The sequence below is a fragment of the Vibrio sp. MACH09 genome, from assembly GCF_033238805.1.
Classification (GTDB): domain Bacteria; phylum Pseudomonadota; class Gammaproteobacteria; order Enterobacterales; family Vibrionaceae; genus Vibrio.
The window spans coordinates 1,476,362-1,490,643 of sequence record NZ_BSFZ01000002.1 but is presented as its reverse complement, the minus strand read 5'-3'; the positions used below and the strand labels follow the sequence as shown (position 1 = coordinate 1,490,643).

The 14,282-nt window shown below is 40.4% G+C and carries 18 protein-coding genes; 9 read left to right on the top strand and 9 right to left on the bottom strand.

Going from position 1 to position 14,282, the window contains the following annotated elements; translation table 11 throughout:
* Nucleotide 1: 1 nt before the first annotated feature.
* Nucleotides 2-850, top strand: coding sequence for an ABC transporter permease (locus CHJ_RS21965; RefSeq protein ID WP_171752558.1), 849 nt, complete (start codon nt 2-4; stop codon nt 848-850).
* Nucleotides 851-993: 143 nt separating this feature from the next.
* On the opposite strand, the gene CHJ_RS21960 is transcribed toward CHJ_RS21965, so the two are convergent.
* A complete protein-coding gene (locus tag CHJ_RS21960) occupies nt 994-1,392 on the bottom strand; it encodes a DUF2061 domain-containing protein (protein ID WP_317919036.1) in 399 nt (132 codons plus the stop codon).
* 262 nt (nt 1,393-1,654) lie between these two features.
* Nucleotides 1,655-2,695 (bottom strand): dihydroorotase, encoded by a 1,041-nt coding sequence (pyrC, locus tag CHJ_RS21955; protein WP_317919035.1) that lies wholly within the window; start codon nt 2,693-2,695, stop codon nt 1,655-1,657.
* Between the two features lie 171 nt (nt 2,696-2,866).
* Here pyrC and CHJ_RS21950 point away from each other — a divergent pair, with 171 nt between their 5' ends.
* Complete coding sequence (locus CHJ_RS21950) at nt 2,867-4,690, top strand: hybrid-cluster NAD(P)-dependent oxidoreductase (protein ID WP_317919034.1); 1,824 nt, start codon at nt 2,867-2,869, stop codon at nt 4,688-4,690.
* A 17-nt stretch (nt 4,691-4,707) separates the two neighbouring features.
* On the opposite strand, the gene CHJ_RS21945 is transcribed toward CHJ_RS21950, so the two are convergent.
* Nucleotides 4,708-5,040, bottom strand: a complete 333-nt coding sequence (locus CHJ_RS21945; RefSeq protein ID WP_171752554.1) for a hypothetical protein — start codon at nt 5,038-5,040, stop codon at nt 4,708-4,710.
* A 137-nt stretch (nt 5,041-5,177) separates the two neighbouring features.
* On the bottom strand, nt 5,178-6,008 hold the full coding sequence (nadE, locus tag CHJ_RS21940; RefSeq protein ID WP_317919033.1) for an ammonia-dependent NAD(+) synthetase: 831 nt from the start codon (nt 6,006-6,008) through the stop codon (nt 5,178-5,180).
* A gap of 92 nt (nt 6,009-6,100) precedes the next feature.
* Between nadE and CHJ_RS21935 the strand changes: the two genes are divergently transcribed.
* Both CHJ_RS21935 and CHJ_RS21930 read left to right on the top strand, forming a co-directional pair.
* Nucleotides 6,101-6,640 (top strand): nicotinate-nicotinamide nucleotide adenylyltransferase, encoded by a 540-nt coding sequence (locus CHJ_RS21935; RefSeq protein ID WP_317919232.1) that lies wholly within the window; start codon nt 6,101-6,103, stop codon nt 6,638-6,640.
* Between the two features lie 14 nt (nt 6,641-6,654).
* Nucleotides 6,655-7,152 (top strand): hypothetical protein, encoded by a 498-nt coding sequence (locus CHJ_RS21930; RefSeq protein ID WP_171752552.1) that lies wholly within the window; start codon nt 6,655-6,657, stop codon nt 7,150-7,152.
* A gap of 44 nt (nt 7,153-7,196) precedes the next feature.
* Here the strand turns inward: CHJ_RS21930 and CHJ_RS21925 are convergent, their stop codons facing one another.
* Nucleotides 7,197-7,814 carry an AraC family ligand binding domain-containing protein gene (locus tag CHJ_RS21925; RefSeq protein WP_317919032.1) on the bottom strand — a complete coding sequence of 206 codons (618 nt, stop codon included), beginning with the start codon at nt 7,812-7,814 and terminating at the stop codon, nt 7,197-7,199.
* Nucleotides 7,815-8,088: 274 nt separating this feature from the next.
* On the opposite strand from CHJ_RS21925, the gene CHJ_RS21920 reads away from it, so the two are divergent.
* Nucleotides 8,089-9,198 carry a 1-acyl-sn-glycerol-3-phosphate acyltransferase gene (locus tag CHJ_RS21920; RefSeq protein WP_171752550.1) on the top strand — a complete coding sequence of 370 codons (1,110 nt, stop codon included), beginning with the start codon at nt 8,089-8,091 and terminating at the stop codon, nt 9,196-9,198.
* A gap of 90 nt (nt 9,199-9,288) precedes the next feature.
* On the opposite strand, the gene CHJ_RS21915 is transcribed toward CHJ_RS21920, so the two are convergent.
* Complete coding sequence (locus tag CHJ_RS21915) at nt 9,289-9,888, bottom strand: hypothetical protein (RefSeq protein WP_411861580.1); 600 nt, start codon at nt 9,886-9,888, stop codon at nt 9,289-9,291.
* A gap of 273 nt (nt 9,889-10,161) precedes the next feature.
* On the bottom strand, nt 10,162-10,473 hold the full coding sequence (locus CHJ_RS21910) for a DUF406 family protein (protein WP_171752548.1): 312 nt from the start codon (nt 10,471-10,473) through the stop codon (nt 10,162-10,164).
* Between the two features lie 423 nt (nt 10,474-10,896).
* On the opposite strand from CHJ_RS21910, the gene CHJ_RS21905 reads away from it, so the two are divergent.
* Complete coding sequence (locus CHJ_RS21905; protein WP_317919031.1) at nt 10,897-11,364, top strand: TetR/AcrR family transcriptional regulator; 468 nt, start codon at nt 10,897-10,899, stop codon at nt 11,362-11,364.
* 62 nt (nt 11,365-11,426) lie between these two features.
* Here the strand turns inward: CHJ_RS21905 and CHJ_RS21900 are convergent, their stop codons facing one another.
* Both CHJ_RS21900 and CHJ_RS21895 read right to left on the bottom strand, forming a co-directional pair.
* Nucleotides 11,427-11,681, bottom strand: coding sequence for a YgjV family protein (locus CHJ_RS21900; RefSeq protein ID WP_171752546.1), 255 nt, complete (start codon nt 11,679-11,681; stop codon nt 11,427-11,429).
* A 558-nt stretch (nt 11,682-12,239) separates the two neighbouring features.
* Nucleotides 12,240-12,554, bottom strand: coding sequence for a DUF496 family protein (locus CHJ_RS21895; protein WP_171752545.1), 315 nt, complete (start codon nt 12,552-12,554; stop codon nt 12,240-12,242).
* Nucleotides 12,555-12,928: 374 nt separating this feature from the next.
* Here CHJ_RS21895 and CHJ_RS21890 point away from each other — a divergent pair, with 374 nt between their 5' ends.
* Genes CHJ_RS21890 through CHJ_RS21880 form a run of 3 tightly spaced genes read left to right on the top strand, consistent with a single transcriptional unit; the run spans nt 12,929 to nt 14,132 of the window.
* Entirely contained in the window at nt 12,929-13,096 is a 168-nt protein-coding gene (locus CHJ_RS21890; RefSeq protein ID WP_171752544.1) for a hypothetical protein, read from the top strand.
* Nucleotides 13,097-13,152: 56 nt separating this feature from the next.
* Complete coding sequence (locus tag CHJ_RS21885; RefSeq protein WP_171752543.1) at nt 13,153-13,824, top strand: YceH family protein; 672 nt, start codon at nt 13,153-13,155, stop codon at nt 13,822-13,824.
* A gap of 14 nt (nt 13,825-13,838) precedes the next feature.
* Nucleotides 13,839-14,132 carry a GIY-YIG nuclease family protein gene (locus CHJ_RS21880; RefSeq protein ID WP_317919030.1) on the top strand — a complete coding sequence of 98 codons (294 nt, stop codon included), beginning with the start codon at nt 13,839-13,841 and terminating at the stop codon, nt 14,130-14,132.
* Nucleotides 14,133-14,282: the final 150 nt, after the last annotated feature.

Here is a 14,282-nt window from a genome sequence, read left to right as displayed (position 1 = left end):
AATGTCTTTACCGAGTTATTGCAGCAAAGGTGAGCGAGTGGCATATTTTGCTTACCTTGGTTTCTGTACCCTAGTCTTTCTGTTTTTAATCGCGCCTATTTTGATTATTGTTCCTCTCTCGTTCAATGCGACGCCTTACTTCACTTTTACCGAAGGAATGTTGAACCTTGATCCAGAGGCGTATTCAATGCGCTGGTATGTCGAGATGATAGAGAATCATCAGTGGATGATGGCTCTTAAAAATAGTACGTTGATAGCACTAAGTGCTACGGTGGTTGCCACAACACTCGGGACTTTAGCTGCGATTGGATTGGCCGCCAATAATGTTCCTTTCCGAAGTGCAATTATGGCGTTCTTGATTTCACCGATGATTGTGCCTGTGATCATCTCTGCAGCCGCAATGTATTTCTTCTACACTCGCTTGGATTTGTCTCAGACTTTTGTTGGGATTGTTCTCGCGCACGCTGCTTTGGGTACACCATTTGTGGTCATTACGGTGACTGCGACTTTAAGTGGTTTTGATCATAGCTTAGTTCGTGCTGCGTATAGTCTGGGTGCTAACCCAATTTATACCTTCAGACATGTTACCTTTCCACTAATTCGACCGGGAATGATATCCGGCGGTTTATTCGCGTTTGGAACATCGTTTGATGAGGTAGTGGTAGCGCTCTTTATCACCGGTGTTGAGCAACGTACAGTGCCACGTCAAATGTGGTCTGGTATTCGAGAACAAATTAGCCCGACCATATTAGCGGTAGCAAGCTTATTGATCTTGATGTCCGTTGCACTGTTGCTGACTTTAGAAGTGCTACGTCGTCGTAATGCCAAGATCCGCGGTATTAGTGAGTAACTTACTTGCTGAGTTGACGAAATTAATGATAAGTGCAGCCTATTTTATCGAGGCTGAAGCGTTAAACTAGCGTAGCAGTTTTAAATTAGAATCTAAGCTTGAGAGCTGGGTAACACGTGTATTATTAGCGTGTTACCTCTGTTCTATAGCGCGATTGCATGTCTATTGATAGCCTCGGTATTTTGCGATTTTCTTAACCACACTTTTTCATGGAAGAAATAAGCGATTGAGTTTATCGCAGGTTCTATTGTGGCCATTAAACCGCCTAGGAAAGCATCCCCTGTTAATGCAAAAGTTACCGTAAACGCGACACTGAAGTGAATGACGGCAAAGCTGGCTGTTTTAACTTGAGTTATGGATTCATGGCGTTTTAGAAAGGCTACTTTTTGCCAAACCTTCTCATGTAGATAGAAGGCGCCGGTATTAATCGAAGGCTCAATCATCGCGATTACACTACCAAGTAAGAAGTCACCGGTTAAGGTATAGGCAACCAAGGTAGCAATGGTAAAGTGAATAACGGCAAAAGTGATTGTCTTGAACATGGCATTATCCTAAAACGGTTCGTCTGATTTGATAATGTCATTATTGATAATTATTCTCATTTAGTAAATAAGATTAACTCTATCTTGTTGATAGGTTTTAACAATCAATAGTGGAACAAGAATTGATAAATGCCAGCAGCGTGTTGCTGGCATTTACTATCGATCAGTTTTCAACATAAAAACTTGAGTAACGAGCGCTTGTAGATGTGCTCTTATGCGCCGCGTTTATAATTTTATCACGTTCTTTTTTGAAGACCTGTAATTAAGCATCTGTATCGCTAACAGTCCACTCGATGTTTTCACCGGCTTTAACAGGAACCACTTCATCATTACCAAATGGCAGAGATAAAGGCACTGGCCATGCTTCTTTGGTTAACGTCACTGAACCTGTATTGCGAGGTAAACCGTAATAGTCTGCTCCGTTAAAACTGACAAAGGCCTCTAGGTTTTCAAGCTTGTTTTCCTTGTCAAATACTTCAGCATACAGTTCTACTGCAGCATGAGCAGTATAAGAACCTGCACATCCACAGGTGGTTTCCTTATTTCCTCTGGTATGTGGTGCGGAATCTGTACCTGCGAAGAATTTTTTGTTGCCACTGGTGGCGGCTTCGATAAGCGCTTGTTGATGACTACCGCGCTTGAGTATTGGCAGGCAATAAAAGTGAGGACGTATGCCACCTACCAGCATATGGTTTCGGTTATAAAGCAAATGGTGTGCAGTTATTGTTGCTGCAACATTATCGCTGGCACTTTTTACAAACTCGACTGCGTTAGACGTCGTAATGTGCTCAACAACGATTTTTAACTGGCTATACTGAGTGACAATCGGAGTGAGCACTTGATCTAAAAACACCTTCTCGCGGTCGAAAATGTCAACACCGTGGTCAGTCACTTCACCGTGAATAAGCAGTAACATGCCACACTCTTCCATGGCTTTTAGCACCGGAGCGAGCTTGTCGATATCAGTTACACCAGAATCTGAATTGGTTGTTGCCCCTGCAGGGTACAGTTTAGCTGCAACGATTTTTCCTGTAGCCTTCGCCTTTAGAATCTCTTCTGCTGTCGTATTATCAGTAAGATAAAGCGTCATTAGCGGTTCGAAATGGGCACTTGTATTATGCGCCTTGATTCGCTGATAATACTGTAAAGCGAGCTCGGTTGTTGTTGCTGGAGGGATGGTATTTGGCATTACAATTGCTCTGCCATTGTAGCGACTGATATCAGCAACAGTATCTTTAAGAACCGCACCATCACGTAAATGAACATGCCAATCATCTGGGCGAGTAATAGTTAGTGTGGTCATAAAAGCTCCCTTTATAAGTGTGATAAAATCTGGAGCCTAAGTAGATAAGTGATTTCTCAATGCTTAGGCGACAGGATAATAGAGCAAAAAGTGGTATATTTCATCAAAATTCGTTAATAAATCAATAAAAAGAAAACGTTTGCGTTTGGCGCGCGGATAATAAGGGAAGTTATGTCAGTAAAAACAGAATCAACACTCTCTCAGATAACTATTTATCCAATTAAATCGACTCAAGGTATCGACATATCGACCTCTTGGGTAGAAAAACAAGGGCTCTCTTTTGATCGTCGTTTTATGATAGCAACGCCTGACGGCAAAATGATAACTGCCCGCTCTCACCCTCAATTGGTTACTTTACATACCAATGTGACCAACAACGGTTTGCATCTGGCTTATGAGGGAAAAGAAACTTTAACTCTATCCTTCTCTGATTTCTCGATGAAAAAGAAACAGACTCAAGTATGGAACGATATCTTTTTTGCTTACCAAACAACCGATGAAGCAAACCAGTGGATCAGTGAAGTTGTAGGGGATAAAGCGGAGTTGCTTTACACCGGAGAGCAGTCAAATAGAGTAAGAGAAAAACTGGGTCACAACGTGTCATTCGCAGATGGTTATCCGCTGTTGGTGATTAGCGAAGCGTCGCTAAGTGAGTTAAACCAGCGAGCATCCGAAACCCAGTTTATGCAACAGTTTAGGCCTAATATTGTCGTGACTGGTGATGAAGCCTTTATTGAAGACAGTTGGAAAAAGATTCGAATTGGTGAGGTAGAGTTTGACGTTGTTAAGCCTTGTGAACGCTGCATATTAACGACGGTTGATCATACGTCAGGTATTGCTAAGGCCTCGAAGGAACCACTCAAAACACTGTCTACATTCCGGGCGAATGAAGATGGCGGTGTGTACTTTGGTCAGAATATTGTCGCTCTTAATGAAGGCTCAATATCCGTTGACGATGTCGTTGAAGTATTAGAGTACAAAGAGAAAGAGTACTACGCCGATAATCAGCCGCAGAGTTTAACGCTAACCTGCGTTGCCAAAGAAGAGACGGCTCGTCAGTTTGTTACCTATTGGTTTGAACCAACATCAGGGGTATTGCCAGGCTATTTACCAGGACAGTATTTACCTATTGAGGTGATGTTTGATGGTGAGAAAATATGCCGCTATTACACCTTATCTTCAACACCAAGTAGAATGGGGCGCTACGCTATCTCGGTAAAAAGAGTTGATGCGGGAAGAGTCTCTAATTGGTTATTAGATAACCTCAATGTTGGCGATGTATTAGAAGCGGATACGCCACAAGGCAGTTTTCATTTAAGTGAGCACCATTCAAACCCTCTACTGCTTCTATCGGCAGGAAGCGGCGTGACCCCAATGATTTCTATGCTACGTTACCTGGCTGATCATGAGCAGATGGACAACGTGGTGTTTTATCATCAGTGTAGCACGCTAGAAGATATTCCTTTCAAAGAAGAGTTGGACGAGCTTCATGAACGCTTTAAAGGGCTGCAAATTATCATTTCACTGAGTCAGGCTCATGATGACTGGCCTGGCGCAAAAGGCCGCCTTGCATTATCTCACCTTAAACATATTCCAGATTTACCTTTACGTCAGGTGTTTGTTTGTGGGCCGAATGGCTTTATGAAAAAAGCCAAAAGCTTGCTGGTTAAGCTAGGATTGCCTACCAGCCAATATCATCAGGAGCAGTTTACTTTAGAGGCCGAACAACAAGCTTATAAAAAAGTATTAATCTCTTTAAATGGCGCTATGGTCGAAGGGGATAATCAGAGTTCGGTATTACAACAAGTAGAGAAAGCCGGTTTAGCCATTGCAAATAGCTGCCGGGCAGGTTTGTGTGGTGCATGTAAAGTCACCTTAGAAAGTGGTGAAGTCGAGCATGCAGATGTTGCTGCGATTACAGACGAAGAGCGAGACTCTGGACAAATACTAGCCTGTTGCAGCGTTCCATTAACAGATGTGGAAATTGTCGATTAATCTAGGTGTTACCTAAATTAAACGATCAAGTACTCAGTAGGGTTGGTGATTTCAATACTGCGAGTGGCATGAAGTAGATAATCAGAAACGCTGGTGATGACATAAGAGTGTTGCTTGGTAATGATGTCACCAACTTTCAATTTATTGAGAGGCTTTTTGCTGGTGGCGCAGATCCATTCAGTATGGGCGTAGTCATTGACTGTCACTAGCGAAACACTTGAGACCGCAGTAACTCGGTTACCGTTGTTGGCTGTTACTACAAATTGTTGCCCTGTTAGCAGGTGCTCTACTTTAGTACCGGGTACCAGTTGAGTTAAAGAGTGAAGATGGTTTGGTGTGTTGGTTGCCATTAATACGACCTAATAGCTGCTATAAGACAGAAGTAGATTAGCAATTTGTGGCGATAAATGGAACTGTGTATATGAGACAAGGTGTCCAATTTATTTAATTGGACACCTTTTTCTATCTAGCAATGACAAAAACAAGGTTAGTCATAAATAGTTGGAATAGGTTGTCTTTTATGTTGTGTCGCTTGATAGATTGCGATGATCTTGTCGGTAACTTGTTGAGGAACGGGTTTCCCTTCTAAAAAGTCATCGATCTGCTCATAAGTTAGATTGAGTGCATCTTCATCTGCTTTTTGTGGAGTGAGTTCTTCTAAATCTGCCGTTGGAACTTTGGCGACCAGTAATTCGGGGGCTCCTAGTGTTTCAGCCAACTCTCTTACTTGACGTTTACTCAGACCAAATAGCGGTGCTAGATCGCAAGCGCCATCACCAAACTTAGTATAAAAACCAGTGATGTTTTCTGCAGAATGATCGGTACCTATGACCAATCCACCGAGATAACCTGCAATTTCATATTGAGCAATCATTCGGCTTCGTGCTTTGACATTTCCTTTTACAAAATCTTGTTTAGCGGGATTTTGAGGTAATAGTCCAGAAGCTTGTAACGCGTTATTTGCCGCTGCGTGAAGTCCATCAACACCTTGTTTAATGTTTACGGTTACAACGTGGCTAGGCTTAATAAAGCTTAGCGCTAATTGCGCTTCATCTTCATCTTTTTGCTCCCCATAAGGAAGGCGAACAGCTATAAATTGATAATCTTGAGTTTGGGATTGCTGGTTTAAGCTATCTACAGCTAACTGTGCCAAACGACCACAAGTTGTTGAATCAACGCCACCGCTAATGCCCAAAACTAAGTTTTTGCAACCTGAGTCAAGTAACTTCTGTTTAATAAAAGCCACACGGCGTTCTATTTCTGTGCTGGGTTCTATTGATGGCAGTACGCGCATCTCATCGCGAATCATGTGTTCCATGTAGATTCCTTTTCCTTCGGTAATATTAAATGCTAACTAATGGTATTATCATACCTTATCCGAGTTAGTAGAAAATAGTGAAAATAGAGCAAATGAGTAACAGTGGCGAAGTTCCGCGCAAAATAGCGGTATTTGGAAGCGCGTTTAATCCCCCCAGTTTAGGTCATAAAAGTGTGATTGAGTCTTTAACACACTTTGATCAAGTATTGTTGGTGCCGAGTATTTCCCATGCATGGGGAAAAACAATGCTGAGTTTTGAACTTCGTTGCCAAATGGTGGCGTTGTTTATTGAGGATATTGATTTGAATACGGTACGACTCTCTACCGTTGAAGAAATGCTTCATAAACCGGATCAAAGTGTTACCACTTATGCGGTGTTAGATAAATTACAAACCGAAAATCCAAATTCTGACATTACCTTTATATTAGGGCCTGACAATTTACTTAACTTTGACAAGTTTTACCGGGCCAGCGATATATTAATGAAGTGGTCAGTATTAGCGTGCCCGGAAAAAATATCCGTTAGAAGTACAGATATCCGAACAAATATGGCCAATAAACAGCCGATATCTCATCTAACAACAGATTCAGTACAAAACTTTATTATGGAGAATAAGCTGTATTGGAGATAAATTAAGAAGGTAGAATGAACTCCAATTTAGCGTTAATCATAGCCCTTTCAGTTGTTACTCTGCCTGCTTATAGTCGTTCTTGCCAATCGAATATTGGCCTAACGGTTCTTCAATCTTCTTCCATTACTGAAGCGTGTCATATTCCTGATGGTAATTCGGTAGGGCATTTAGCCGCTTTCTCTAGTAGTGTACCTTATTATCAAAGTGCTCAACTCGACTATCAACTAACCAGCAACGATTATTGGGCCACCTGGCAAGATCAGTCGTTGGATGATCCTATTGTTACTGGCCGAGTAAAGCAGAGTTTTTTTGGTTTAGGATTATGGCTTCCAGACGCGTTGTCAGATTCAGAGCAAGAGATGAGTTATAGTGAATGGTTGAGTAACCACGGTTTACAATTCAGTGTTGCTTTTGGCGATTCTGATAGCGATGGCCCTAAAATGCGAATGGATTATCGTTGGCACAATCACTATCAAGGAGATGTCATGCTGCAGTTAGAGTGGCCATTCTAACTGGTTTAATATATAGCTAAGCTGCTATTTAGAGCTATTTAGAGCTATTTAGAGCTATTTTCCTGACCCATTACCGATTGCCAAATCTGATCAAATACCGAGTGCGAACCTGAGAAAAGAGTGTCCACAACTTGCTGGCGTGATCCCCCTGAAAGTAGTTGCTTTCTAGCGTATCGAATAGTCAAAGCCATATGCAGTTCTTGGCTTAAACCTTGATTGCTATCGACAGTCCATTGATTAAACTGGGCGCTGGTTTTACTGACGAATAAACTTGGTGCAATAATCTGGCATTCATGTTTTAAGATTTGCAATAGATCCAAGCGATACTGCTCGCCAATATCTTGATGATAAAGTTTATCAATACATGCTTGTGTTAATGCAGACGGCGTGATGTATCCCGCCTTTGAAGGGAACGTTTCCTTTAATCGTACTGAAAAATCAATATTTGATGTCTCTGCATGAGGAAAATAAGTAATCGAGGTTAAGCTACCAATAGGTAACCAAAATAGATCGTTGGCTTTAAGCGCGTATTCCGATTTACCCACTTTGATCAATACCGTGCCGCTGTGCACCATAAGTAAGGTGTTTTTAATTCTTTTTTTACGTGGGCTTACCGTCATATAAGGATGAGGGGTACGTTGGTATTGTATTGAGTAGTTCATGAGGACCTCGTTATTGAGGCGCATAGATTACATGGTCTGGTTAATATTGCCAATATGTAATGGGACAAAAAGCGGGAGGTGAGTGCAGTGTGTCATGCCATCGGTTTAATAACAAATGGTGGTAAAAATAGTCGCCAAAGGACAACAGGCGATAAAGTAAATGAACATAATGTTTGGTTTGTGGTCTGACCTGATGCAGAATGTGGATTATAAAGCTGCGAACGATGCAAAGTGAGCGTAGAATTAGCCCGATTTGAAAAATACGTATAATTATATGAACCCAGATAACGATATTTACCAAGAAATTAGGCCGTATAACGACAGTGAAATTGGCCCTTCAATTATTCGCTTAATAAATGACCAAGAATTTATTGATGCTATTCTTAACCACAGATTTGCTCATCATTCCAATTGGTTAAAAAATATACTGGCACCTTTTGTGAAAGTGTATTTAAAATTTAAGTGGAGCAAGTTAAATAGCGTATATGATATTCAAGTTGAGATTGAGAAGTACCTGACTAAGGCTCTTAATGAAACCACGGATGGCGTGACGTACTCTGGTTTAAATGAACTGGATAAGAATACTGCGTATTTATTTGTTTCCAATCACCGTGACATTGCTATGGATCCTGCCTTAGTGAATTACGGCCTGCATAATAACAGTCACAAAACGGTTCGTATTGCTATCGGTGATAACCTACTTAAAAAGCAATGTGTAACTGAGCTGATGCGCATCAATAAGAGTTTTATTGTTAAGCGATCGGCGAAAGCGCCAAGAGAGCTAATGAAAGCACTTAGCTTATTGTCTTCTTATATTAAGCATTCACTGGATACGGGTAACTCTGTTTGGATTGCTCAAAAAGAAGGCAGAGCGAAAGATGGTAATGACTCAACCGATCAAGCCATTTTAAAGATGTTTCATGTGAATGGCCGTAAAACAAAAACGCCATTTAATGAGTATATTCGCTCATTAAAGATTGTTCCTGTTGCTGTTTCTTATGAAAACGACCCTTGTGATATCGCCAAAGCAAAAGAGCTATATGCCAAAGAGAGCTGTGGTGGTTATGAGAAAACAGAGTTTGAAGATATAGATAGCATTATTCAAGGGATACTCGGCTACAAAGGAAAAGTCCATGTCGCGTTTGGTGATGTCATTAGTGAAGATTTTTCTGATCCTGAAGCGTTAGCGAAAGAGATAGATAAGCAGATACATAGCTTATATAAACTTTATCCAATGAATTTACTTGCTGCCGGTGAGTCGGATGAGTCAATTACTGAAGAGGTGAAAAGCGCTCTTAATGATAAATTGGCACAGTTATCAGAAGCTGAACAGCCTTACTTAATTAATATGTACGCCAATCCCGTCATGAACAGTAAAGCTTAGTGAGCATAAGGGAGTTGGTTGTTAACCCGCTCCTGTTTTCTCTTTCGTCTTAGCATAACTACATAACTACATAACTACATAACTACATAACTACCTTGCTACAGCACCACCTAACGTCAGATTTTTTGGCCACTTGCTGATTTGATTCCCACCAAGAAAAATATTGCCATTAACGGTCATTTCATCAGGAAATGTCGTGATTCTAGAGCCTCCAATGTACAAGTCTCCCTCTATAAATATTCTCTCTGGCAGTGCATCTATAGGCGTTCTCATGACACTTAAGTCACCATTGACATGCAGAGCAGGTGGCAATGTTTTTAATGCAGTATCAGTAAAGTTAATATAGCCGCCAACGCTAACACCCGTGGGCCAATTTTCTATTGATGCGCCAAGAAAGTTGGCGAAGCCGGTAATTTTAGTGCCGGGTAAAACGAACTTAACCCTACTGTTTGCGGCATTTAAGTTTCCTTTTACAGTGAGCCCCTTTGGCAACCTTTCTATGCTGGTCTTAGATATGTTCAGGTTTCCTTTTACCGTCAGCCCGTCAGGCAAAGAGGTATAGGGCTTGTTTCTCAGGTATAAATTACCGTAGTTATCTAAGTGATTAAGAATTTGGTACTGATCTAGATATTCGGCTCTTGCAAGCAGAGGCATCATGGCTAATGTGATTAACAACAGCAGTTTGTTCATAGCTACCTCTCGGTGGGGGACTGACTTGGTTATCGGCCGAGTAGTCGAAAACTCCACTTTTTTGATAAAATAAAAGCGAGCATTTAACTCGCTTTCTGATAAACCCTTTGATCAGCATTTGTCGGTTTTGTTACTGCTTTATCAGCTGATTTATGTCGTTACACGACATTTCACTGCTGCGAACTTGAATAACATTACATCATATATTGGCAATGAATGTGGTGAACGATCAACGAGCCATAGTGTAAGCTATGTGGCTAAAGAAAATAAATTTTAGCGAGAAAGCGTACGACACTTAAGTTCAAATATCAGTTTTTCAGCACTAACATCAAATTTGAATCGAGAATGTAATTCTGTGGATTGTTCCGTCAGCGCTGATGTCTCAAACTGAACGTCGGCATTAATTGACTTAGCTAGGCTTGTGTATTTTTCAAACTCAGCCTCTAATGCTTGTTTAGATTCTGCAAAAAGAGAAACTTCCGCTACTTCATCACCTTCTTTAATGATGAAACCAACTTCAGCACTGCAGCCACACGCTTCACATAACTCATTTTCTGCGCTTGTTGCTATGGTTTCCTCTGTCATCACGACCTCACTTACTTAATATGTAAACGCATATATTACCTAGCATAGCGGCATCTATCCAGTAAAACATCGTATGGTACCAATAGCCTTTTGTAGAAAAATTGGCATATTTAACAAGGACAAAGTAACTGTATGCTATTCCCATTTTTTTTATATGTGTTTATTTATATTGGATTGTTGCGTTAGCGGTAAAAATAAACAATAGGCGTTGAGCGGATATCGAATCGGTTTGTGTGCCATGAAAGTAGAATCTGGTAATGAGCGTTGTCTACTCGCTAAGATTAGCGGTTAACCAATATTGTTTGCAAATAAGACCTGTCTGATATTGGGGGCGTTTCCAACCTAGTATTCTTGACGGAAATGTTGAATACGCTTTACGCAATTTCTCATTGTTATCATTAAATTACATAAAAGAGATCTTATATGCCAAAACGTAGCAGAGAAGATACTGCATCAACGATTAATATGATTTTGCAAGCCGTTGAAAAGCAGTTGTTTAAAATGGGTTATGACAACATGACATACACAACACTTAGCCGCCAAACCGGAATTTCAAGAACAGGAATAAGTCATCACTTTGCTAAGAAAACGGATTTTCTGGTGGCAATGGAAGAGCGAATCTATCAAAAACTAACCCGGTACTTGGTGCTGAACAAGCAACTTACAGACTTTATTCAAAGCTGGAATGATGCGTTATCTAAGCCTCGCTTTCGGTCAATATTGAGGGTGATAACCTACGATGTGATGAGAAACAATAGCAGCAATGGAATAAAACTGAACACACTTAAAAAGTTAGCAATGCGGTTGCAAGATGATTTTGGAGATAAAGCGGTTAGCGAACTTGAGGCGCTGTTAGGAGAGTATATTATTTATTTGAGTCGCAATGGTTAGATAGATTGGGTAATAAAAAAGCTCCAAAATATTGGAGCTTTTTTATTATAATTTTGGCTGGTTTAAGCGTTAACGCCTTCAGCTTGTGCGGTTTTTTTTTCTTGGTTCATCTTCACTAAGAAGTAGACGTTAACGCAAGCGATAAATGCGTTAGTTGCCACAACAGGCATCGCGCCAATCATCAGTCCGTAAACCACAAAAAAACTACAACCAATAAAGTTTAGTACGCGTAGTTTAACGATATCTTTCATCGTTAAAGAGATTGCAACCATAATTGATGCAACGTAACCCATAATCTCAACCATATTAAAATCCATTATATTACCCTCTATCTTGAATGCCGACTGCTCGGTACCAATTCTTCTCGTCGTGAGATAACTGAGGAAGCTCCATGCCTCGAATGGTTCGTATTAAATCTGCATCGGAATATATCAGCTTAAAGTCTGTGATGAAAGCCACAAAAATGAAGAAATAGAGAGTTAGCGATTACGCAAACGTTTTACGTCATTTTGCTTTATCACTTTGAAAAGAAATATACAGAAAAGAAGTTGTTTTGAAGAAAAGAGCCCGTCAATGAGGGGCTCTATAGTTATACTCAAGTGATCTCAAGGTGAAGGATTCAGAGCTTCATCAACAGGTTCGATTGAAGAAAAATAATCGAAGGAATGGCATCCTCTTTCAAGATTATCTGACGCAGAAATGGGTATGTTGATGCGCTCCCAAAGGGCGAGTTTTATTGGCTCCTGCTCTGTGTTACCGATTCTTGCCGTAGAATGACTATGTCTTCAAATCGGTGCCTTGATCAGAAACCAATAAACTCTCGCTGAACAAACAACTTGAGGTTATTTGAGTATATGAGTGATAAAGGGTGTGGGTTACTTTTTCCCTTGGGCTTGCTTATCTTCTTCGGTAAGCTCGCGAATACGACGGCTGATGTCACGACGTGTTTTAGAAATTTCAGCACCTTTTATGATGTGATCATCAACTCGATCTTCATAATCCGCTTTCATATTTTTAACGATAGCAACAATTTGATCGTGGGACATATCTGCTTTGATATAGTCGAGTAGATTATCAAGAAGCTCGACGCGTTTCGTGTTATCACGAACTTTCTTGTTGTTGTCCTGTAATTCACGCTTTAATTTGTTTTTACGGCGTGCCTGATTAACAATTTCAAATACATTGTTCATAAAATATCCTAAATAATAACGACTAATAAATGGAATTAAAGCACATTGATCGCTTCGATTACAGTCTTTAAATCAAGGATATTCGTTTTATTGCTTTCTGCTAATTGTTACGGATTCACGCTGTAGAATGATGATGCTTCTTAATCAGTGCTTTGAGCGGGGGCAATAAACCGTCGCTAAATAAGCGGCATGAGTTTACTGGGGTATACCATCACTTAGTTTGAAGATATTTGTTAGCTAGTAAAGTATGGCTTTGTTATCTTGAGTTGAGACGAGGTAGTGATTGAACTGATTAACGGCCTCATTGTAAAATTACAATTTAGTACATTAAGAGCAAAACAGACCAGTCAATTTGAAGCCGGATAACCAGTGAGATGATAAAACAACAAGCGCAAAAACAGAGTAAACAACGATTACAAGAGTCCTATAAATTAGCTCGTAAGCAGTTGCAGTCAGTCGATATTGAGCTTAATCGTTCATCTATTGCGCTAATTAATGAAAAAGGTGAATTGATTCGTATCCCTGTATTGCATGAACACTAGTTCTCACATAACGTTAGTACTATCAAGGTTAACAACTCTAGTGAAAAGGATGAATAATGAAAATTGAGTTGAATGAAATTGAAGCAAGAGTGATTGGCTGCTTGCTAGAGAAAGAAGCCACGACACCAGATCAATACCCTTTATCATTAAATAGTCTGACCAATGCCTGTAATCAAAAAAGCAATAGAGAACCGGTAATGGCATTGTCAGAGTCGGATGTTCTCGATGCTGTCGACCATTTAATATCAAGACGCCTTGTTAATGATGAGAGCAGTTTCAACAGCCGCGTCTCCAAATATCAGCACCGTTTTTGTAATACTGAATTTGGTGACCTTCAGTTTTCAGACCAAGAGAAAGGAATTGTATGTAGCCTTCTATTGAGGGGAGCTCAAACTCCGGGAGAGCTAAGAACTCGTACCAACCGTTTATGTCAGTTTAGTGATGTTAAAGAGGTAGAAAGCGTTCTTGATCAAATGTCTCAAGGAGAAGCTGAAACCGCTCTGATAGTGAAACTACCAAGAGAAGCGGGCAAAAGAGAATCCCGCTATATGCACCAATTCTGCGGCCAAGTCGATGTGGATAATATGGCTGAAACCCCGCTCGCTCCTTCCCGGGCAAATAGCCAAATTGAACCATTGGTACAAGAGATAGCGGAGTTAAAGTCTGAAGTGTCAGAACTCAAGTCTGAACTGTCTGAGTTAAAAGAGTTGGTTAACTCTCTACTATAGCCATGTTAAGCAAAATGGAAGAGAACGAGAAAGACCCACAACGTTCAACTTGGTGGGTCTATCTTATCCGTACCCAAAACCGATCTCTATATTGCGGTATTACTACCGATATTCCCCGTCGTTTTAAAATGCATCAACAGGGTAAAGGCGCTAAATACTTGAGAGGCAAAGGCCCTTTAGTATTGGAGTGGAGTCAACAGCTAGACAGTCAAAGTAATGCTTTACGTTTAGAGTACCAAATTAAGCAATTTTCTAAGAAGAACAAAGAACGAATCATCGCTGAGCAAGCGACATTATCAATCAAGTAATTTTATCGTCGTTTGCCACCATCACGCCTTTTCTACCGAACAGCTAAAAAACAGTCCGACAAACCATCTCGAAAATGTGAAATTAGTTAAGTTACTACTAATGTATTTATATGGTTTTTCCATTTATATTGATATTATCAATGAATATAA